Genomic DNA, 22,632 nt, shown 5'->3' with positions numbered 1-22,632 from the left:
TATTCCTTTTTTTTATTATATTTTGCTTATTTTTCTAAAAAGCCAAATATAGCCCAATTATCTCTAATTTGTCAAGCGGGAAGTTATTAATTTTTCTTAAATCTTCCATTTTTAACGGTTCGTTTTGTTTGCTGCGCAATACCACTATTTCTCGAGCCACATAAGTGGATATGTAAGGAATGGTAGCCAATTGCTCTTTACTTGCGGTATTCACATTTATTTTGTTGATGTTTTTAAGCGGCGTTACAAAAACTTGCTGTTTTAATAATTTTACCGTTTCGGGTCGTAAACCTTTTATAAAATCGATTTGATTGATATGCACAAAACCGTTTAATTTCTCACGTTCGGCAATTAAAACATTTGCATAGTAATCGCCAATCCCTTTTAACGCAACTAACTCTTGGCTACTTGCTTTGTTGAGATCGATTTTCTTAAACACTTCTTTTTGCGTATTCTGAACAATGGTTTGTTTTTTCTGCGTCCATTCCGGAAATTTAAAATAGGGTGCCATTTTGCCAAGTAATTCATTTGAAACACCTGTAACTTGCTGAAATTCTGCAGCCGAATTTACATATTTACCTTGTGCCCGAATAGCCACTAATTTATCAATCTCTGCGGTGGTCATTCCCAGTTTAAATCCTTTATAATCATTGATGTAATTTGGGTTAAAAGGTTGTTGCTCGTATTTCTTTAAGGCAATAGCTTTTAAGCTATCAATGCTTTTCTGCGTGGTTTCATCTATTTCATATTTCACCGTATCTTTCTTTGAAAAATAATTGGGTAAAATAGATAAAACAACCTGCAACAACACAATAAGAAGTGCAAAAACAAAAATTGTTATACGCTGTTTATTATTTAAATAAGGTAATTGAAATTTCATTTATCGATTCATTAACTTAATGCCCACTTCACAACTTAAGCAGCGCCGTGCATCGCAGTAATTTTTCTTTAAATGCAATAACGCTTGACTGTCTAAAGATGATTCTACCGATACTTTTAACTTTTTAAATAAATCAATTGTGCTGTTTTTTTCGGCTGCTATTGATTGATAATGTTGCAAAACTTCTTCCAACACATCGGTTCCTAATTGTTGATGATATACATATTGAAAAGGCAAAATGGTATTTACCAACAATAAATTATAAAACGATTCCGAAATGGTTTTGTTGCGCGCTACATGTTCTTTTCCAAACACGTAATGTGTTTTCCAATAATCAGACACACTTGCCCCTAAGAGATGATTGTTGGTGCAAATGGTTTCTGGGTTGCGAATTAAATTAAACAAAAAAGGTTGATTAAACAAAAATGCAACAAACTGAACCAGCCGTATTGTTGGAAAATTATCGGGCCGCAACTTAAAAAAAGTAGGCGGTATTGCGGTTTGCTTTAAATGATATTTTTGCTTTAAAAAATGATATGTTTTTTGCAACGTTTGCAAGTAAAAATCTTCCGTATCAACCGACAATAAATTGGCCGTTCCCAAAAACAAAGCTTCTAAATGAATGGGATGTGTTTGTTCTTTCCGAATGATTTTTAATGGTAAATTTTGGGCAATCTCGTAAAAATTTTCATTGTTTACATTTAATCCAAAGTTCCGAAGCAGCAAGCGGTAAAAAGCTTCTTCCCAATTGTTATTTGTTTGCTTTAATTCTGCAACAATACGGTTAGAGAATTGCTCTAAACGATCCACCATCAATTTTTCTTTCCAAATAATCCAATCAAAGCTATTGAAATGATGCAGATAATCTTCGCAAAAAACATATTGCGGATTGGCATTGAATTGATGGTATGCTTTGAAAACATCCTCGTTCACATAATCTTTCAAAACCAAAGTAGGCAGTTCTTTTCCTGCTTTGTTTACCACAGAAATATCGTTGTTCCAAACCACATGAAGAATCACATTTTGATACGCCGGATCGATTTCATGATGATGCACATACCAATCCGATGCATTTACATGCATTTCTATATTTCCTGCCCATAATTGCCCATCAATATACACTTGTGAATTAAAAAAATCGGGGCCTTCTGTTCCTAAATACAATCCGAAATTTTTAATGACAATATTGTTGTTTTGTACCGTTTTTAGTGACGTAATATGTAGCTTTTTGAACCTCCACACATAATGTAAAAAGTCTTCTTTCATAATAAAAAGCTTTTTATAAATATAGTAGATTAATTTGGAAACTCCTAATTATCAACACATAAAAAATAAAAAAAGGAACTGCCTGAAACAGTTCCTTTGAGGGTTTTTATTATTGAATGGAATTAATGATATCGTATTTGGTGATGATATGGTGCTTTCCGTTTTCAAGAGCTACCAAAACTGCTTGATGGTCTTGGTTGATTAATTTTGATACCTCGTGAATTGTTGTGTCTTTTGAAACAACTTTGTAAGGCTTGCCCATAATTTCTTTAATGGGTTTTTCTGCAATTTCAGGGTTTTCAACATACGCTTGCAACAAATCAGAATCGTTTAACGAGCCTACAAAACCAGTAGTATCAATTACCGGAATTTGTGCTATTCTATGCGTTCGCATTCTGTCAACTGCATGGCTGACTAATTCTTCGGTACGCACCACTACAAATGGTTTGTCGTTTTTGTTAACTAAATCTTCTGCCGTTTTCAACTGCTTATCAAGATAACCGCGTTCCTGCATCCAATCATCGTTAAAAATCTTAGCAATATATCTAGAACCTGAATCATGAAACAAAACCACCACCACATCATCTGGTTTTAACTGATCTTTCATCTGCAGCAAGCCTTTAATTGCCGAACCTGACGACATTCCCACAAAAATTCCTTCCTCTAAAGCTAGTTTTCTGCAATATACAGCTGCGTCTTTATCGGTTACTTTTGTAAAATGGTCAATTACTGAGAAATTTACGTTTTTAGGCAAAATATCTTCACCTATACCTTCTGTAACATACGAATACACCTCATTTTCGTCGAAAATTCCGGTTTCGTGGTATTTTTTAAAAACCGAACCATAGGTATCCACACCCCAAACTTTCACATTCGGATTTTGCTCTTTCAAATACTTCCCAACTCCCGAAATAGTTCCTCCAGTACCAACACCTACAATAAAATGGGTGATTTTTCCATTGGTTTGATTCCAAATTTCAGGACCAGTTTGCGTGTAATTTGCTTTTGTGTTCGATGGATTATCGTATTGGTTTACATACCAAGAGTTTGGTGTTTCTTCTGATAAGCGTTTAGAAACGGAATAATAAGAGCGCGGATCGGTTGGTTCCACATCGGTAGGGCAAACCACCACCTTTGCACCAACAGCACGCAAAATATCCATCTTTTCTTTTGATTGCTTATCAGTAATCACACAAATTAGCTTGTATCCCTTTACAATAGCTGCCAAAGCCAAGCCCATTCCGGTGTTTCCAGAAGTACCTTCAATAATGGTTCCGCCCGGTTTTAAACGTCCATCTGCTTCTGCGTCTTCCACCATTTGCAATGCCATACGGTCTTTACATGAATGCCCCGGATTGAAATATTCTACTTTTGCAAAAACCTTGCACGGCAAATCTTTCACAATGTGGTTTAACTGTACCAAAGGCGTGTTTCCAATGGTTTCTAATATATTTTTTGCGTAATTCATCATCAATTATTTGTGCAAAGATACAACAATGCTTAGAAACGAAAAAAGTGGTATTGCTACAACTTTTTAATTAAAGAAATTCCATTTCATGCCCAATCTAAAAGTTAAATCGCGGTAAGGATATGTGGGTGTATTGTAATAGTTGTAACCAGTTAGCGCCGAATTGAAATGATCAATGTTGATATAAATCTGTGCGGTTTTTATTTTGGCATTTAAGAAAAAATCAAACATGGGAAAATTACCCACTTTTACTTGGTTCTGCACTACAAAATCACCTAAAACCGGATGGTATTCATTGGCATAATATTTTGTAAAATAGCTAAAAGTGATACCTGTTTGAAAAAACAATGCTTTTTTAAACGCAAAATCTTGAAAATATACGGTGTTTCGGGTAACTATTTGCGGAATATTCAAAATGGCATCTTCTTGAATTACTTGCTGAAACATAACAGTGTTGTCTAATGCCCATTTGCCAAGTGCAAATTCCTTTTGCCCTTTAATCATAAAGTAATTAATCGTTTTACCGTATTGTTTGGGCGAAACTAACAATTGTTGAAACCTTCCGTTTTGATTTAAAGTCAACGCATCATTACTAAAATATAATTTATCGGTAGTGAGCTGATAAGTTCCTTCGATATCAATCCAAGGCGAATGAATTTTGGCGTTCAATGTACTGATTTTTTCATTCGAAAAATCATTCAACCAGTTCAAACCAATATATCCACTTTGAAAAAACTGGTAAGTATAATCGGGAATCCTGCTTTCTAAACGATAATATGCTTGTATTCCGTAGTTTTCATTCAAATTAAAGGCTGCATTGATTTTAAAATCGGTTAAAGATCTTCCTACTACTGCTTGTTTAAAAGAAGCATCGGCTACTACTTTTTCTTTATTCAACAAATACGAGCCGCCGACCGTGATAATATCATCAATTAATTGATTGGGAATTTTATTGTTAAATTCATCAAAAACGATTGATTGGTACCTATGATTAAAATGATAAACACCTGCGCTTACAGCAAACAGACCTATTTTTTTTGAATCAAATGCTAAATCAAAGGTGTTTTCAAACCGAGTGTGGCGTACTTTATCATAGATGCTTGATGCAAAAGAAGAACCAAAATAAGGAGTGTTGCTATTAAAAGGATTGGTATTAACCTGTTGGTAGGTATTTGAAAAATATTCATAAGTAAGTTGGTGACGCAATAACGCTTTGTTGTTTTCTGATTTATTAAATTGAAAACTATGGTCGAAATATCCTCGTAAACCTTTAAAAAGAGATTTTCCATCAGCAATCTGCACCCGAAGCGTTTCTCGGTTGTTAAAAGGATCATTAGAAGATTCAAAATCATTAACAAAAACCAAACCGCCATTTTCTTCATTAGAAATATCCTGAAAAGTGATATGATTTTTAAATTGGTAGCGTTTATTTTTTGTAAAATAGCTCGATCCGATTCTAAAATTACCGTTTGATGTAAGTTGGTTTACATATCTACCTTGTGAGCGCAGACCTCGGTAGCCTAAAAAGAAATTCAACTGTTCTGAAACATTCATAGTGATTAATGCATCTAAGTTTTGTCCTTTTCCTGTAACGCTACGATACATTAATTCAGAGGCAGGTGTTGGCACCCTATAATAGCTTATATCTTCTTTGTTAAGGTACGAAAATCGTCGAGCGTTAAAACCCATATTGATGATATTATTAACCGATAAAAGGTTGGGGTTTAATTCTTGAAAAGTTTGACCGTCGTTATTAAATTGTAACAATCCAAAAAGATCTTTACGCAAATAGTTGAATTGATATTGCTTTTTAATGTTAAGGATGGTATCAAAATTAGAAGTACCATTTATTTCATTGAAAATTTTGTATTGATCGATAGGTGCAACCGTATCACCAGTTTTAGTAATGATTTTTTTAATCTTTATAGAATCATTTGCCGGTAAATTCATGGAAGAAAACCTACCCACAGAAGTATTATCTATTTTATTGGTACGCAAAGTAGTACCCGATTTTATTTTTTTATCGAATTTTCGCACTTGTGCATTGCAGTGTACCGAAAAAAAGATCATAAAAACCAAAAGAAAACGCATAATGCAAATTTTACACAAAAGTACATTTTTTTAGCAACTATCATAACAAAAAAAGAGATGCAAAAGCATCTCTTTTTAAATTTAGTATAAAAACTACTGATTAATAACCAGGGTTTTGAACCATATTAGGATTTGAAACCATTTCCGATCTAGGAATTGGCATTGTTAACTTCGTGCTAGTTGCAGGTAAGTTACAAGCATTTGTAGATGCACAATCTTGTGGATCACGTACAAATCCAGGAGAACCTGCACGAACACCCAAACGCTTCATGTCTAAGTAGCGATGTCCTTCAAAAGCAAACTCTACTCTACGCTCTTCTAAAATACGAGCGAAAGCCGCTTGTTGTGTTGAAAAATTTGTAGGCATAGACAAAGGTGTACTATCCATACTTAAATTTCTATTTACACGAATGTTGTAGATAATTGACTCCACATTACTGAAATCATTAAGAGCAACTGTACCTGTAAGCTGTCCTTCAAAAGCACGCTTTTCCGCTAGAGACAACAACATATCAGTAAAACGGAACATCCAAATACTATTCATTAAAGGTCTGTTAGGAATTCCAGAATACTTGCCAATATATAGTAAATCGTTTGCTCTATATTGATCTTGTGATAAAGAAGCGTAATTAGTTGCCACCTGAGAAGTATTAAATACGTTAACTAAATAACGTGCTTCTAATCTATCAGAACTATATGGTGTTCCTTGTTTTGATGGCTCTAATTTATCCAATTCATTATATAACGAACGTCCCATTTCCATATATGGAGCTTCTCCAACTTCTGCAGGATACCATGCAGCAGCTACACCCGATTGCACTGTTCCTTGAGTTGAAACCCTATTTAATTTAAAAATTCCTTCATTAAAATCAGCACCTGATGCACTCTCACCAAACATACCGATATAAGTAATTACATCTGCTATAGATTTGTTAGCGGCTACCTTGTTGAAAGATATTTCTAATTTATTATAAGAGTCAGCAGTTTGCAACATCGAATACATCTTTATCAAAATAGATTCAACCATTTCATTAGTTACATAACCACTACCTGACATGTTTCCACCAGGAGAAATATTTCCCGGAGTACCATCAGTATTTACAACAAGTGCTTTAGCATCTGCAATATCTTTTTCAATAAAAGCAACGATTTCTGCTACAGTAGATCGTTTTTCAAAACGCGTATAATCATCTGTTTGTAAAAAGTCAAACTTTATTACAGACAAACCATTAGGATTGGTATAGTCAGGAGTAAAAAATGCAAATAACTTATAATGACAGTACGCTCTAAGAACTAATGCGTGTGCCTTATGCTGTTTAAGCTCAGTAGTTTCAGCATCAGGGAGTAACAGCATTTCATCGATACGACTAAGTATTCTGTTTACACGGTTAACTACTCCGTAATAACTTCCCCAAATCGCTTGGGCATCGTCATTTCCGGCTTGTAATAAAAATGTATAGCTACCGTCGTTAATACCTTGTCCGGCATTTCCAACACCCACACCTAATTCATCTGTAAAATAAGAATCAAAATTTATTTCAGACTCGCCAGGAAATTGTGCGTATACATATCTTAAACCCTTACCAATATCATTTGCATCTCTAAAAACATCGCTTTCTTCAGTAACAACTCCAGCCTGCTCTATATCGTAAGCATCGGAACAACCTGCTAAAAAAGCAGATGCTAACAATGCAGTTAAAAATATTTTTCTCATAATCATTTATTATTAAAATTGAACTTCTACACCGAAAGAAACTGTTCTTGGTGTTGGATATTGTCCATAATCAACAGATCTTGAACTTTCAGCATCCCATCCTCTCCATTTAGTCCAAGTGTATAAGTTCTCAGCTTGTGCAAAAACTCTTAAACCACTCAACTTCATAAAACCAAGATCTTTAGGATTAAAGTTGTAACCTAACGTTACGAATCTTAATCTTAGGTAAGATGCATCTTGTAAATAGAATGATGAACCTGAACCGTAAGAGAAATTCGATCCTGTTAAAGCAGGGAAGCTTGCGTCTCTATTATCTGGTGTCCAATAATCACGTAAATCATTCGTTAAATTATTTTGTTTAATCAAAGTAGGTGCTGTAAAGAAATAATACTCATTATCGTATCTCCATGCATCTAGTGCATAAGTAAAGTCAGCTGTTAAGAACCAGCCCTTATGTGTAAAGTCTAATCCAAAACCACCTTGATAAATTGGCATTGAAGATTTATTTAACCATTGGAAATCTCCATCATTTGGCTCTTCTGTAACACCACCATCTCTACTACGGAACATCATGTTACCGTTATCAGGATTAATTCCTAGATATTCTGCCATATAAAATTCATTAACCATGTGTCCTTCTCGGTAACCTACTAGACTTCCGTCCCAATAAGTACCATCTTCAGTTGGAATGTCTAACACTTCATTTTTGTTATAAGCACCCACTAATCTCAAAGTTAACTTAGTATTAGTTTCATCTTTACGAATCAAATCCCCAGCAATGTTTACTTCAACACCATCATTTTTCATAGAACCAAAGTTTGCATTGATTGTAGAAGAACCGTTAATCGCAGAAATTGGTGTATCAAGATACAAATCATCTGTCTGTTTTCTATACACATCTACACTACCTCTTAAACGATTATTCCATACACCAAAATCTACACCAATATTTGCTTGTGTAATAACTTCCCATTGTAAGTTTCTATTAGGTAAACCAGTTAAAGCTAAGCCTAACTCTTCATTATAGCCAACACCTGAAGCATAACGTGTGTCATATAAATGAGCAGCACCAAATAAACCAGTATTCAAGATATCTTGGTTACCAGATGTACCATATGAACCTCTTAATTTTAGAGTATTGATAGCAGAATCTTTCATAAAAGCTTCATTGCTAATATTCCAACGTCCTGCCACTGACCAGAAGGTTCCCCAACGGTTATCATCCGTAAAACGGAAAGAAGCATCACGACGAATTGTAGCATCTAAACCATAACGTCTGTCATAGTCATAACTTGCCGTTCCAAAATATGAGAACAAACCTGCATCTTGTCTAGATAAACCAGCTGTCGGGGCATATAATTGATAATTAACTGCACTACCTACCCAACCGGTATAACCACCATCTGACCAAAAGATCGGATCAAAACCTTGTTTACTGATACTACTTGATCTAAAGTGTGCTTTTACATATTCTACAAATGCTGCAGCTGTTACTTTATGTACCTCATTAAAGGTATTTTCATAACGTAAATTTGTATTTGTTGTAAAAATCATACGCTCTTCTTTGATATCACCAACACGTCCAAAAAACTCTCTATTCTGTGGGACACCAAATAAATACTCATTAAAAGCATCATATCTCGTCCAACTGTTTTGATTGATATTTTGGTAATCTACACCTGATTGATTAGATAATTTAAAGTGATCGCTTAATTTATAAGAAATATTACCATTAACTAATAATTTTAACTCATTTTGACCAAAACCAGTAGTATTTAATTTATCTAACAAGAATAAAGGCATACCGTCAGATATACCGACACGTCCATTTCTATAGTCATCATACAAATTAAAGCCATTTGAGTAGTTGTTTGGATTCAAATATGGTAAAGATTGAAATGCACCTAAAAAGTAATTTTGGTTTACACCATTACTACCTGCAGAATTTTCCATGTTAGATTTGGAATAATTTGCATTAAAAGTAGTACCATAAGTTAATCTTCCTGAATTATTCTTACCATCTAAATTCGTTCTTAAGTTGAAACGCTTTAAATCAGTATTTTTCAAAATACCTCCAAATTCAGAGTAACCTACTGATGTAAACGTTGAAAGGTTTTTAGCACCAGCACTAAAAGTAACAGTATGCGTTTGTTGAATTGCATCGTTAAAGAATACATCCGTCCATTTAGTATCGATAGCTCGCTGAGCAGCTGTTAAATTAGAACCGATACCTGGATAATAACCTCTTGCAGTACGAACGAAATCATCATACTCTGCAGTATTCATCAAGTTATACTGGTTTCTTTGAATAGATGAAACCCCAGTAGTTCCGATATATCGGATACTTAAATCAGATTCAAAAGAACCTCTTTTAGTGGTAATAACAATTACACCATTTGCTCCACGGTTACCGTAGATAGCCGTTGCACCAGCATCCTTCAAAATATCCACACGATCAATTTCGTTAGGGTTCAATGAACGGAAACGATTTGATGACATTGGAATACCATCGATTACATACAAAGGTTCTGTTGAACCATTAATAGATCCAGGCCCACGTAATGTAACCTGACTCGTTGCACCCGGTTGACCAGAACCTGTCATAATGTTCAAACCAGGCACCTGTCCTTGTAATGTTTGAATAATCGAAGCATTAGGACGACCTTCAATTGTTTTAGAAGTCACCGAAGATACAGCCGTAGCGTTTTCTTCTTTAGATGTTGTTCTATAAACATCAACAATCACTCCATCTCCTAAGTCGATAAAATCGGCTTCAATTAAAGTTACGTTTAAGATGTTTGAATCTGAAACGGTAATAGTTGCGGGCTTATATCCTTCGTAATTCACTTGGATTCTATCGCCCTTTTTAAGTGATAATGTATATTCCCCTTCTAAATTTGTATCAGTACCTAATTTAGTACCAACTATCATTACAGTAGCCCCGGGAATTGGGTCACCGTATTCTGTCCTTACAACTCCAGTCACTTGCTTTTGTGCAAAACCTACTTGCATCATTAAAGCAAAGAACAGAGTTAAAATCCAAGTAAACTTTGATCTCATATTAATTTAATTTGAATTAGTTTAAGTACAAAACTAATCCTTTTTTATATAATAACAAATTTTTAACACATAAAAAAGAGAGAATTGTAACAACAATCCTCTCTTTTATTTAAAACAATAGCTAATAATTATTTTTTAATGAACTTATAGCTTTGTTGTACATTTTCTTTTGAAATCTTAATCATATAAATTCCAGTGTTCAATTCAGATACATCTAGATTTACGTTATTTGCATTAAATTCCATATTAAATTCTTTCACTTTTTTACCACTTACATCAAATATAGCAATATTAGCATTTTTAAGCGTTTGCAAATCACCTTCAATATTTAATTGTGTATTAACAGGGTTTGGATAAAGCGTCAGGTTATTCAATACTTCATTTTCTAAAGAAACTGTACCATCAGTTGCAGGCATAATTCCTCCAGCTCCAGAAATAATTAATGAGTACTCTTGCATACCTCCTTGTAGTGTACCTTTATGCGAAACAATTAATTTGTAATTACCTGCTGCTGCATTTTGTGGTTCAATTTTTTCAATATTATCTCTAGCATTATCCACAAGACGAGTTGCTATATTAGATGACGTATGCGAAATCCCCATGTTTTGAACTAATGACCAAGGATAATAGGTTTGATTTGTATCCATATTAATTAATCGCAAATCCAAATCATTCACTAGTTTTTTTATGTTTAAATTAGATGTTGAACTTGGCGTTACCGTACCTGCAGGATCATTCCATGCAATTGTAGCAACCAATGGTTCTACTCCATCATAAGAAAACTCATACTCAAAAGTTGTTCCTTGCGCAATCTCAAACTCTTCAAATATAGCGGTACCAGCTTTTGCTTCATCTATAATCTCTACGCCTTTTGCCGCATCAATCAGCCCCCAACCAAACATAAAATCAGGTCCTGCAGACGGCCCTGTCTCTCTGGCAGTATGCGCCATCAACGCTCGAACAGATGCCGATTTCATATACTTAGTTGTCACTTGATTATGATAACCTTGCCACAAAGTAAACACACCCGTAACTGATGGAGCCGCCATTGATGTACCACTCTTAAAAGAAGTATCAGCTAACCCTGAAACATCAACAGACTTCACATTTACACCTTTTGCCGAAATATCAGGTTTAATTCTAAAATCATCTGTTGGACCGTAGTTACTAAAACTAGACATAAATGGCCCTACGCCTGCTACACTAACAACAGACGTTGCCCCCGTAATTCCTGAAAAATCTTCTGTACCTTGAGTAGCAGCAACTACAACAACATTTTTAGAAACCCCTGCTTGACTTAATAAATCTTTACCACTTGGTTGAGATGGATTAAAATTAGCATCTCTATCATTTCCTGCTGCAAAAACTATTGTATAATATTTTGCATTATTAGCTAATTCATCATAATCTCTAGTTCGTGAACTATATTGACCAAAAATTGATGCCGATGCACCTGATTGTGAAAAATTAAGACCGTAAGAGTGATTAGACACATAGATAGGATTAACCAATGTAGTTGCAGCAGTAGTCATAGCAGGGATATCATTAACATTTATGCCGTTATATGCATGAATTATCGCCTCGTATGCAAATCCTTTTGCTGTATTATCTCCAAATTCTCCTGCAGCAACAGTACCTGCTACGTGAGCAGCATGAGATCTTCCCTCTGCACTAGATCCATTATTGGCGTTATTCTTTATTTGATAACGCCCCCCTGTGAAAGCTACGTGATTTGTTAAGCCAGCACCACCGTCCCAAACTCCAGTAATCATTCCTGCACCTTCAATACCAGCAGCATGTAGCGGCTTAGCATTAGCCGTTTGCAAAGAGCTAGCCACAGCTGAATTGTTAAAATATATATTTTTAGATTCTTCTACATTAAAAGTAGTATTGTAGATCAGCCCTCCTGTTTCTTCATCGTAGCCAAATAAAGCAAAGACATTTCCGTCTTTTTCACCAGAAATAGGCTTTCCTTCACTTCTAGCTATCTCTACTGCCTTTTTATAATTCATCTCATATTCCATTGCTTTTTCCTGAGCAAACTTTTTTAAGTACTCAATATTTGTAGCTTTTAGAACATAATCAGGCATTCTTTGTTCCTCTTGTGCTTGCATTGTTCCGTTACCTAACGAAAATGCTAATAAAGCCAAAAACAACTTTGTAATTTTATTTTTCATTATATTTTAATATTAATCATAATACGTTTAACATCCCAAATTTATGTAATTTTGTTGTAATCTTTTCATTTTTATCAAATTATTATAATATTTAACATTCTGTTATGTTATTAAAAACGTTTAGCGGTTTAAAATACGAAGTTGGAACTGATGAAGCAGGCAGAGGCTGTTTGGCTGGTCCGGTTACTGCTGCTGCCATACTTATCAATCCGGAATTAGAGAGTGGATTAATTAACGACTCTAAGAAGTTATCCATAAAATCTAGAAATCACTTAAGGCATTTTATTGAACAACACAGCGACTGCTTTCGTATCGCGCATGTTTACGAGGATGTTATTGATGAAATTAATATTTTAAATGCATCAATCAAAGCCATGCACATAGCCGTTGGGCAATTACATTTTGATCCCGACTTTATTATTGTTGATGGCAATCGCTTTAAACCGTATAAAGAAATTCCACACGCTACTATTATTAAAGGTGATAGTAAATACTTAAGTATTGCGGCTGCATCTATTTTAGCTAAAACATATCGCGATGAATATATGTTGCAACTGCACGAGGAATTCCCTATGTATGGTTGGGATAAAAATATGGGCTATCCTACAAAAAAACACCGAGAAGCTATTTTGGAATATGGCCCTTGCAAATACCACCGCAAAACATTTCGTTTATTACCAGAACAATTGGTATTGGATTTGAATAAATAAGGAGTAAAATTTCACTCCTTATTATATAAATCTGTATTGCATTATCTATTAAAAAATAACACATTGATATTCAAATATTTGTTTAATTACCACAGATACGGATGTGATTTTGCAAATTAATGCAATTAACAATTAAATTTTTACCTATTTTGAATACAAAGCATTCAATAAAAATGCTTATTTCTAATGATTTGCTTGAAGTATTAGGTAATAATCGATGGATCTATAGGAATTCTGTAACGCACTCCTCGATATATTAAACAAACTCGGCTTCAAAAAGCTCTTTAAAGTAATGCACAATTTTTTGTTTTACTTCTTCTTCATCTACTTTTTCCACACCCAATTCCACGTTTAAAGAAGCTACCGCTTTTCCACGGATGCCACACGGTATGATATGATCAAAATATCCCAAATTGGTATTTACATTCAAAGCAAAACCGTGCATAGTTACCCAACGCGAAGCACGTACGCCCATTGCACAAATTTTGCGGGCAAAAGGAGTACCAACATCTAACCAAACCCCTGTTTCTCCTTCACTGCGTTCGCCTTTCAAACCATAATCGGCAATGGTTTTAATGATCACATCTTCCAAAAAACGCAAATATTTGTGAATGTCGGTAAAAAAATTATCTAAATCTAAAATAGGATACCCCACAATTTGCCCAGGACCGTGGTAAGTGATATCTCCTCCCCTATTTATTTTATAAAACCTAGCATTTTTCTGTGCCAATTGTTCTTCATTTAACAACAAATGCGCTAAATCTCCACTTTTTCCTAAGGTATATACATGCGGATGTTCCACAAACAAAAGGTAATTAGGTGTAGATTGTATAGCATGTTCATTTTTACGGTTTTGCGACTTTAGATTCAGGATATTTTGAAATAATTCCTCTTGGTAGTCCCAAGTATCCTTATAATCTTTTAAACCTAAATCTTGTATTTGAACTTGTTTATTCATTTCGTTGAAAATTTTAGTCAAATTTAATCAAATATAACCAACCTTTATCTTAAAAAAGATTCAAAGAAATTGGTATCAAAAAACAAAAAATAATTAATTTTGCAGATTAAATAAAGAAATTTTAATTTTTATGCAACTTTCAGAACAAGAAATCATCAGAAGAGAAAAATTGAGCAAGTTACGAGCACTTGGCATCAATCCTTATCCCGCTAATTTGTTTCCAGTAAATCATACATCGAAACAGATAAAGGACACTTTTGAAGAAGGCAAGAAGGTTGTAACTGCCGGCAGATTAATGAGTGTACGCGATCAAGGTAAAGCCAGTTTTGCAGAAATTCAAGATCAAGAAGACAGAATACAGTTGTATTTAAACCGCGATGTGATTTGCACCGGCGAAGACAAAACACTGTACAACACCGTTTTTAAAAAATTAACCGATTTGGGTGATTTTATCGGCATTGAAGGCGAGTTGTTCACTACACAAGTAGGTGCAAAATGTATACGTGTGGAAAAATTTTCGATACTTTCTAAAACCTTGCGCCCGTTGCCATTGCCAAAAACCGATGACGAAGGCAACATATTTGACGCCTTTACCGATCCGGAATTGCGTTACCGCATGCGTTATGTAGATTTAATTGTAAACCCACAAAATAAAGAGATTTTTATAAAACGCACCAAATTATACAATGCTATGCGCTCGTTTTTCAACGATCGTGGCTATTTAGAAGTTGACACCCCGGTTTTACAGTCGATTCCTGGTGGTGCAGCAGCGCGTCCGTTTGTAACACATCACAATGCGTTAGACATTCCTTTGTACATGCGTATTGCCAACGAATTGTATTTAAAACGTTTAATTGTAGGTGGATTTGAAGGCGTTTACGAGTTTTCTAAAAATTTCCGAAACGAAGGAATGGACAGAACCCATAATCCGGAATTTACAGCAATGGAAATCTACGTTGCCTATAAAGATTACAACTGGATGATGGATTTTACCGAGCAATTATTGGAACATTGTGCGATTGCTGTGAACGGAACCAGCAAAGCAACTTTCGGAGCACATGAAATCGATTTTAAAGCACCGTACAAACGCGTAACTATGCGCCAAGCGATTATTGATTTTACTGGTTTTGATATTGATGGAAAAACCGAAGACGAAATTCGCGAAGCTGCTAAAAACATGGGAATTGCAGTTGATGATACAATGGGTAAAGGAAAACTGATTGATGAAATTTTTGGTGAGAAATGTGAAGGAAATTATATTCAACCTACATTTATTACCGATTATCCAAAGGAAATGTCGCCTTTAACAAAAGAACATCGTGAAAATCCAGAGTTAACAGAGCGTTTTGAATTGATGGTTTGCGGTAAAGAAATCGCCAATTCGTATTCCGAATTGAACGATCCAATTGATCAGCGTGAGCGTTTTGAAGAGCAATTAAAATTATCTGAAAAAGGCGACGACGAAGCAGGACAATTCATCGACGAAGATTTCTTGCGTGCTTTAGAATTCGGAATGCCCCCAACGGGTGGTTTGGGTATTGGCATGGATCGATTGATTATGTTTTTAACTAATAATCCTTCGATACAAGAAGTGTTGTTTTTCCCGCAAATGCGACCAGAAAAAGCAGCGCCAGCTTATGAATTAACCGATGAAGAAAAAAGTATTCTTGCTATTTTAGAGAAAAACGAAAATAAATTGGCACTAAACTCTTTAAAAGAACAAGCTGCTTTGAGCGGCAAAAAATGGGATAAAGCTATGAAAGCTTTAGCTTCTTACAATTTAACCAAAGTAGTTACAGAAAACGAAGAAAAGTTTGTAACTGTGAATTTATAGAGATAGTTCTGGATATAAAAAAAGCTGCTTTTATTAGCAGCTTCTTTTATATAATTTACTTCACATTCAAAACAAAGTAATTTTTCTTTCCTTTTTGAAGCAGTATAAACTGATTGTTTATTAAATCGTTGGTAGATAAGCTAAAACCTTCTTGCACTTTTTCGCGGTTCACCGAGATTGCGTTTTCTGCTAAAGCGCGTCTTGCTTCTCCGTTTGATTTCATAAAGCCCGATTTTGCGTTTAAAACTTCAACGATATCAATCCCTGCTTTTAAGTCTTCCATTGATAGCTCAGCTTGTGGAACACCATCAAAAACTTCTAAAAATGTTTGGGCATCTAATGTTTTTAAATCGTTAGCCGATGCGTTTCCAAACAAAATATTTGATGCTTTCACTGCATTTTCAAATGCTTCTTCAGAGTGCACAAAAACGGTTACTTCTTTCGCCAAACGTTTTTGCAATGGACGTAAATGAGGTGCTTCATTATGTTCTGCAACTATTTTTTCGATTTCTTCTTTCGATAAAAATGTAAAAATCTTAATGTATTTTTCCGCATCTGCATCCGATGTATTCAACCAAAATTGATAGAATTTATAAACAGAAGTTTTATCTGCTGTCAACCATACATTTCCGCCTTCGCTTTTTCCAAATTTAGAACCGTCTGCTTTTGTAATTAAAGGGCAAGTCATTGCATATGCTTTAGAGCGCTCTTCATTGTCAACATTCATGCGGCGCACCAATTCGGTTCCGGTGGTTATATTTCCCCACTGATCGCTTCCACCCATTTGCAACAAACAGTTGTATTCTTTGTTCAAATGGTAAAAATCATATCCTTGGATTAATTGGTAGGTAAATTCGGTAAAACTCATTCCGGCACCATCGCTTTCAAAACGTTTTTTTACCGAATCTTTTGCCATCATATAGTTTACGGTAATTCGCTTCCCTACATCGCGTGCAAATGCAATGAACGAAAAGTCTTTCATCCAATCATAATTATTCACCAAAACCGGGGCATTTTCATCTTTTGCATCAAAATCTAAAAAACGTGATAATAAAGCTTTAATGCCGTTTACATTTTTTGTAAGCGTAGCTTCATCTAATAAGTTTCTTTCATCTGATTTGCCCGATGGATCACCAATCATTCCGGTTGCTCCGCCCACTAAAGCAATGGGTTTATGACCGAAATCTCGTAAATGTTTCAGCAAAATAATGGGCACTAAGCTTCCAATGTGTAAGGAATCTGATGTTGGGTCGAAACCTATATATGCGGTAGTAGATTCTTTTGTTAATTGTTCTTCTGTTCCAGGCATCATGTCGTGAACCAGTCCTCGCCAACGTAGTTCTTCTACTAAATTTTTCATTTTAAATTATTTTTTTGCAAATATACATTTTTCAAAACTAAAGAAAGCTACAAAAAATGCAGCTTTCTAATTATTGATTTTTCCTTCTTGAAAATGGAATTTCTTTGAAATTCACCACCGGCGCTATTTGTTCTTCTTCTGCAGGCTTTGTTTTTCGCACTTCTTCTAATTGTTTTTGAAGCCGATGAATCACCGAATCGTAAATTGCCGTGTAAAGCTCGGGGGTTTGTTGATAGGCTTTTTGTGCTTTTACAAATTGCAAACTATCAATGCCGTGTTTTTTTAATATTTGTTCATACAATACCACATATTGCAAAGTATCTCTTCGGTTTGCTGTGTTTCGGGCACTTGATGAAACGGTGAGGTCATAAATCACATCGACCATTTTATCTTGTGGAACAACCGCTTGTTCGGTGTTTGAACAGCTAACCAAAAGCATTAATAAAAATATTGAAATTAGATTTTTCATAATTATCTATTGAATAACAATCGTTTACCAAAGCGTTTTTCGCTAATGATACCATTTTCCATTACCACATTACCGTTTAGAATAGTGGATACCACTTTTGTGGTAAACGTTTTTCCTTCTAAAGGCGACCAACCGCATTTTGCTACAACATTTTCTTTGGTAACCATCCATTGGTCTGCGTTAAGATCCACCAAAGCCAAATCGGCAAAAAAGCCTTCTTTTACAAAACCTCTTTTCTCAATTTTGAACAAAATTGCTGGATTATGCATCATTTTTTGAACCACTTTTTCTAATGAAATTTTACCTGCTTTGGCAAATTCAATCATGGTTATCAACGAATGCTGAACCAAAGGTCCACCCGATGGTGCTTGTGCATACTTCTGTGATTTTTCTTCTAAAGTGTGAGGCGCGTGATCCGTTGCAATCACATCGATACGATCGTCTAACAAAGCCTCCCAGATTTTTTCACGGTCTGCTGCCGATTTCACTGCCGGATTCCATTTAATGAAATTGCCTTTGGTTTGGTAATCTTCATCCGAAAATAATAAATGATGCACGCAAACTTCGGCAGTAATCATTTTTTCTTCCAAAGGAATATCGTTTCTAAACAAATCGGTTTCAATACCGGTGCTGATGTGAAAAATATGCAAACGTGCGCCTGTTTTCTTAGCCAATTCAATTGCCTTTGATGATGATTTATAACAAGCTTCGGCACTGCGAATCACCGGATGTTGGCTTACGGGAATATCTTCTCCAAATTGCTGTTTTGCTTTTGCAAGGTTTTCGCGAATGGTTTGCTCGTCTTCGCAATGCACTGCGATAAGCATTTTGGTTGATGAAAAGATTTTTTCAAGCACTTCTTCGTTATCAACCAACATATTTCCGGTAGATGATCCTAAAAAAAGTTTAATTCCGGCCACATTTCGTGGATTTGTCTTTAAGATTTCTGCTAAATTATCGTTGGTTCCGCCCATCATAAACGAATAATTGGCATAGGAAGTTTCAGCAGCAATTTGATATTTTTGTTCTAAAATTTCTTGAGTCACAGCATTTGGAACCGTGTTTGGTTGTTCGATAAATGAAGTAACACCTCCAGCAATCGCTGCTTTCGATTCGGTAGCAATGTTTCCTTTGTGTGTTAAACCGGGTTCGCGAAAATGCACCTGATCGTCTATAACACCCGGAAAAATATGCAAACCAGTGGCATCAATCACTTGATCGGCAGCAACCGTAATCTGGTTATCAATTTTAGAAATCATTTCATTTTCGATTAATATATCGGCTTTGAAAACAGTTCCTTCGTTTACTATTGTTCCATTTTTAATTAACAGCGTACTCATTTATAAAGTTTTAAATAGTTTTTTAAATCGTAATTGCAACACACCCAAAACGGCTTCTTTTATAATGCTTCCAGACATTTTTGACTTCCCCTTGGTGCGGTCGGTAAAAATAATAGGCACTTCTTCCAGCTTAAAGTTACGGGAAAATGCCCGATATTTCATTTCTATTTGAAAAGCGTATCCCACAAATTTTATTTTATCAAGGTTGATTTGTTCTAAAACTGAACGATGATAGCAAATAAAACCAGCTGTGGTATCCATAATATTCATTTGGGTAATAAAACGCACATAAACCGATGCAAAATAGGAAAGCAACACGCGGCTCAAGGGCCAGTTTACCACATTTACACCTTTAACGTAGCGCGAGCCAATGGCAACATCTGCATTGTTTTGGCAAACCGTTAATAATTTGATCAAATCGGCTGGGTTGTGCGAAAAATCGGCATCCATTTCAAAGATGTATTCGTATTGATGTTTTAATGCCCATTTAAAACCAGCCACATAAGCAGTGCCCAAACCGTTTTTTTTAAGGCGTATTTTTAAAAAAATTCTATTGGGAAATTCTTGAGCAATTTGTAATACTTTTTCTGATGTGCCATCGGGTGAATTGTCATCAACCACCAAAACGTCAATGGGTGTATCTAAATTCATAACGGCGCGCAAAATATCCTCGATATTTTCAATTTCGTTAAAAGTGGGTATTACAACTATGTTTTGCTTCATAAAATAATTATTGGCAAATGTACTTTTTTTTAAATGTAGTTTTCTTAATAAAATTAGAAACCTGAGTTCGATTAATCAGAACATTGTTAACTGATTTGTTTTTAGTTCATTATATTGTATTGAAGGTTTTTTAGGAAAAAATGAATAAGCAATTAGACCCGAAATAAGGTTTGTAAGAAAGTTTCCTATAGATCTATGTCTTGAATGTTCAATTTGACACATATTTTTCAATTCATCGTTAACTGTTTCAATAACAGAACGTTTTCTCAATAGTATTTTGTCAGACAAGGTCATTAAACAGTTTTTCATATTGTTTTTAAGTTGTGTGATTAGATGAACACCATCAACAAATAATATGTCTGCAATTTTTTTAGAGATATACCCTTTATCTGCAAAGAGTTTTCCGAAATCCCTTTGAGAAATCCTTCATTTTTAAGAGGTTCACGGTCATCTACATTGGCTTGTGTAATAGTAAAGCTTAGAATTTCACCCTTTTCATTGATAATTAAGTGAAGCTTGAACCCATAGAACCACCCCATAGTGGACTTGCCTACGGTAGCTATATCTTTGAACACTTTATTGTTTTTGATTCGCTTGTTTTTACAAACCCTTACTGGAGTGGAATCAACAAATGAAATACCTGTACAATTGCCCATACAGCAGGTTTTTAAAAACATTGTGAGCGGAAGTATGTTGGATTGCATAAGCTCTGTAAATCTATTGTAAGACACTGTTTTAGGAAACTCAGCTTGCATATGTTTTTGAATATAGAAAATGTAAAAGTGCTTAAAGCATCTGAAACCGCTCAAATGAAAAAGAATCATAATACTTATTATTTCACTGGGTGACATCATTGGGGGTCTTTTAGATTTGTTTCCAATACTGTTTTTTTCAAGAAAAGGAAAAAATTGCTGGCAAAATTCATCAACAAGACAAAAAATTTCTGTAATTTTATCGAAATTAATCATAAGAAATAGTTGTTTAAATGTTTAACAATCAGATAATTAAATATACAACTATTTCTTTTTTTATACAATATATTTATCCTAAATAATAATAATCGAACTCAGGTTAGAAGGTTTTATTCGATATAAAATTAGTATTTTTACGCCGGTTATGGAAATAGATTTTTTACAAAGGAACATTTCGTCGATAGACTGGGTAACGGTGCTGCTTGTGGCTGCCTTTGCCGCTATTGTTATTACCCGAATTACGTTTCCAAACCGGTTCAGCGATTTTGCAAAACTGGCGTTTTCGAACAAATATCTTTCCACGTATCGCGATTCCAACAACATGAAAAGCGGCTTCACCATAAGTATGTTTTTTGTGCAAATGGTATCGCTAAGTCTTTTTGTGCATTACATTATAAGCCTTACTGGTTTATCTGAACTTAGTTATTTTCCTACCTATTTGCGTATTCTAAGCATTCTTTTGTTTTTTGTGCTGGTAAAATATTTTATTGAAAAAATCATTGCAGTTTGTTTTAATATGGAAGAATTTGCAGAACAATACAATTTGGTCAAGGTAAGTTATCGTTCCTATTTAGGATTATTGCTGCTTCCTGTTGTTGCAATTCTGTTTTACAACCGATTTTCATTTGATTATTTTATATGGATTGTATCAGGCGTTTTCGTGCTTTTTAATGCCATTTTGTTTATTCTTCTCTTAAAAAATTATCAAAAAGTATTTAGTCAGTTTTTGTTTTATTTTATTTTGTATCTTTGCACCTTTGAAATAGCACCGTATATAATCATGTACCATTGGTTTGTTATTTCTAAAACATAAAGCAGAAAAATATATGAAAGTGAAATCAATTTTGGTGTCACAGCCAGAACCTAAAGTAGAAAACTCACCGTATTTCGATTTACAACAGAAATACAAAGTAAAAATTGACTTTAGACCTTTCATTCACGTTGAGGGTGTAAACGCTAAAGAAGTGCGTGTTCAAAAGATAGATTTGAGCAATTTTGGCTCTATAATTCTTACGAGCAAAAACTCGGTAGATCACTATTTTAGAGTGGCAGAAGAAATGCGTTTTAAAGTTCCTGAAACCACCAAATATTTTTGCCAATCGGAAGCCATTGCATATTATTTGCAGAAATATGTAGTATATCGCAAACGAAAAATTTATGTGGGACAGAAAGATTTTGGAGATTTATCGCCTCTTATAAAGAAATTTAAAGACGATAAATTTTTATTACCCGCATCAGATAAATTAAACGATGATGTGCCACAAACGCTGAACGATTTAGGCGTAAACTGGACACAAGGTATATTTTTTAGAACCGCAATGAGCGATCTTTCCGATTTAAAAGATGTAAAATACGATGTTTTATGCTTTTTTAGCCCAACGGGAATCAATTCATTGTTTAAAAACTTTCCCGATTTTGTGCAAGACAACACCCGAATTGCTGTTTTTGGAAGCACTACAAAAAAAGAAGCTGAAGATGCAGGCTTGCGCGTAGATATCATGGCGCCAACCCCCGAAGCACCTTCCATGACCATGGCAATAGATCAATATTTAGCAAAAGTGAACAAATAATAAACAAACAACCTCTTCATTCCGAAGAGGTTGTTTTTAT

Annotated in this window: 16 protein-coding genes and 1 pseudogene; 4 read left to right on the top strand and 13 right to left on the bottom strand. The window is 34.8% G+C overall.

All coding sequences use genetic code 11. The annotated features are described in order from the left end of the window. Nucleotides 1–34 precede the first annotated feature (34 nt). From NPX36_RS07190 to NPX36_RS07160, 7 genes are all read right to left on the bottom strand, one after another. Nucleotides 35–880, bottom strand: coding sequence for a ComEA family DNA-binding protein (locus NPX36_RS07190; RefSeq protein WP_257498060.1), 846 nt, complete (start codon nucleotides 878–880; stop codon nucleotides 35–37). After that, nucleotides 881–2,146, bottom strand: a complete 1,266-nt coding sequence (locus tag NPX36_RS07185; protein WP_257498059.1) for a DUF2851 family protein — start codon at nucleotides 2,144–2,146, stop codon at nucleotides 881–883. It lies immediately after the preceding gene. A 109-nt stretch (nucleotides 2,147–2,255) separates the two neighbouring features. Continuing rightward, complete coding sequence (locus NPX36_RS07180; RefSeq protein WP_257498058.1) at nucleotides 2,256–3,614, bottom strand: pyridoxal-phosphate dependent enzyme; 1,359 nt, start codon at nucleotides 3,612–3,614, stop codon at nucleotides 2,256–2,258. A 66-nt stretch (nucleotides 3,615–3,680) separates the two neighbouring features. After that, the gene (locus NPX36_RS07175) at nucleotides 3,681–5,705 is read right to left on the bottom strand and encodes a putative porin (RefSeq protein WP_257498057.1); all 2,025 of its coding nucleotides are present in this window, start codon (nucleotides 5,703–5,705) and stop codon (nucleotides 3,681–3,683) included. A 100-nt stretch (nucleotides 5,706–5,805) separates the two neighbouring features. Then, on the bottom strand, nucleotides 5,806–7,419 hold the full coding sequence (locus NPX36_RS07170) for a RagB/SusD family nutrient uptake outer membrane protein (RefSeq protein ID WP_257498056.1): 1,614 nt from the start codon (nucleotides 7,417–7,419) through the stop codon (nucleotides 5,806–5,808). 12 nt (nucleotides 7,420–7,431) lie between these two features. Next, nucleotides 7,432–10,479, bottom strand: a complete 3,048-nt coding sequence (locus tag NPX36_RS07165; protein WP_257498055.1) for a SusC/RagA family TonB-linked outer membrane protein — start codon at nucleotides 10,477–10,479, stop codon at nucleotides 7,432–7,434. Nucleotides 10,480–10,607: 128 nt separating this feature from the next. After that, the gene (locus NPX36_RS07160; RefSeq protein ID WP_257498054.1) at nucleotides 10,608–12,656 is read right to left on the bottom strand and encodes a S8 family serine peptidase; all 2,049 of its coding nucleotides are present in this window, start codon (nucleotides 12,654–12,656) and stop codon (nucleotides 10,608–10,610) included. Between the two features lie 104 nt (nucleotides 12,657–12,760). Between NPX36_RS07160 and NPX36_RS07155 the strand changes: the two genes are divergently transcribed. Continuing rightward, nucleotides 12,761–13,366 (top strand): ribonuclease HII, encoded by a 606-nt coding sequence (locus NPX36_RS07155; RefSeq protein WP_257498053.1) that lies wholly within the window; start codon nucleotides 12,761–12,763, stop codon nucleotides 13,364–13,366. A gap of 256 nt (nucleotides 13,367–13,622) precedes the next feature. Here the strand turns inward: NPX36_RS07155 and lipB are convergent, their stop codons facing one another. Then, nucleotides 13,623–14,324 carry a lipoyl(octanoyl) transferase LipB gene (gene lipB / locus NPX36_RS07150; protein ID WP_257498052.1) on the bottom strand — a complete coding sequence of 234 codons (702 nt, stop codon included), beginning with the start codon at nucleotides 14,322–14,324 and terminating at the stop codon, nucleotides 13,623–13,625. A 130-nt stretch (nucleotides 14,325–14,454) separates the two neighbouring features. Between lipB and lysS the strand changes: the two genes are divergently transcribed. After that, nucleotides 14,455–16,158 (top strand): lysine--tRNA ligase, encoded by a 1,704-nt coding sequence (gene lysS / locus NPX36_RS07145; protein WP_257498051.1) that lies wholly within the window; start codon nucleotides 14,455–14,457, stop codon nucleotides 16,156–16,158. Nucleotides 16,159–16,213: 55 nt separating this feature from the next. On the opposite strand, the gene tyrS is transcribed toward lysS, so the two are convergent. From tyrS to NPX36_RS07120, 5 genes and pseudogenes are all read right to left on the bottom strand, one after another. Next, nucleotides 16,214–17,518 carry a tyrosine--tRNA ligase gene (tyrS, locus tag NPX36_RS07140; RefSeq protein WP_257498050.1) on the bottom strand — a complete coding sequence of 435 codons (1,305 nt, stop codon included), beginning with the start codon at nucleotides 17,516–17,518 and terminating at the stop codon, nucleotides 16,214–16,216. Between the two features lie 70 nt (nucleotides 17,519–17,588). Beyond that, the gene (locus NPX36_RS07135; RefSeq protein ID WP_257498049.1) at nucleotides 17,589–17,987 is read right to left on the bottom strand and encodes a DUF4296 domain-containing protein; all 399 of its coding nucleotides are present in this window, start codon (nucleotides 17,985–17,987) and stop codon (nucleotides 17,589–17,591) included. 2 nt (nucleotides 17,988–17,989) lie between these two features. Beyond that, nucleotides 17,990–19,327: a dihydroorotase gene (locus NPX36_RS07130; RefSeq protein WP_257498048.1), complete on the bottom strand. Its 1,338-nt coding sequence runs from the start codon at nucleotides 19,325–19,327 to the stop codon at nucleotides 17,990–17,992. Further along, a complete protein-coding gene (locus NPX36_RS07125; protein ID WP_257498047.1) occupies nucleotides 19,328–20,050 on the bottom strand; it encodes a polyprenol monophosphomannose synthase in 723 nt (240 codons plus the stop codon). 75 nt (nucleotides 20,051–20,125) lie between these two features. Beyond that, nucleotides 20,126–21,018 (bottom strand): annotated as a pseudogene (locus NPX36_RS07120) (IS982 family transposase). 148 nt (nucleotides 21,019–21,166) lie between these two features. Between NPX36_RS07120 and NPX36_RS07115 the strand changes: the two are divergent. Further along, a complete protein-coding gene (locus NPX36_RS07115; RefSeq protein WP_257498046.1) occupies nucleotides 21,167–21,835 on the top strand; it encodes a DUF4271 domain-containing protein in 669 nt (222 codons plus the stop codon). A gap of 13 nt (nucleotides 21,836–21,848) precedes the next feature. After that, nucleotides 21,849–22,592: a uroporphyrinogen-III synthase gene (locus NPX36_RS07110; protein WP_257498045.1), complete on the top strand. Its 744-nt coding sequence runs from the start codon at nucleotides 21,849–21,851 to the stop codon at nucleotides 22,590–22,592. Nucleotides 22,593–22,632 lie beyond the last annotated feature (40 nt).

The sequence above is a fragment of the Paenimyroides aestuarii genome (assembly GCF_024628805.1).
Taxonomy (GTDB): domain Bacteria; phylum Bacteroidota; class Bacteroidia; order Flavobacteriales; family Flavobacteriaceae; genus Flavobacterium; species Flavobacterium aestuarii_A.
The sequence above is the reverse complement of the archived record's forward strand: the minus strand, read 5'-3'. Positions and strand labels throughout refer to the sequence as shown.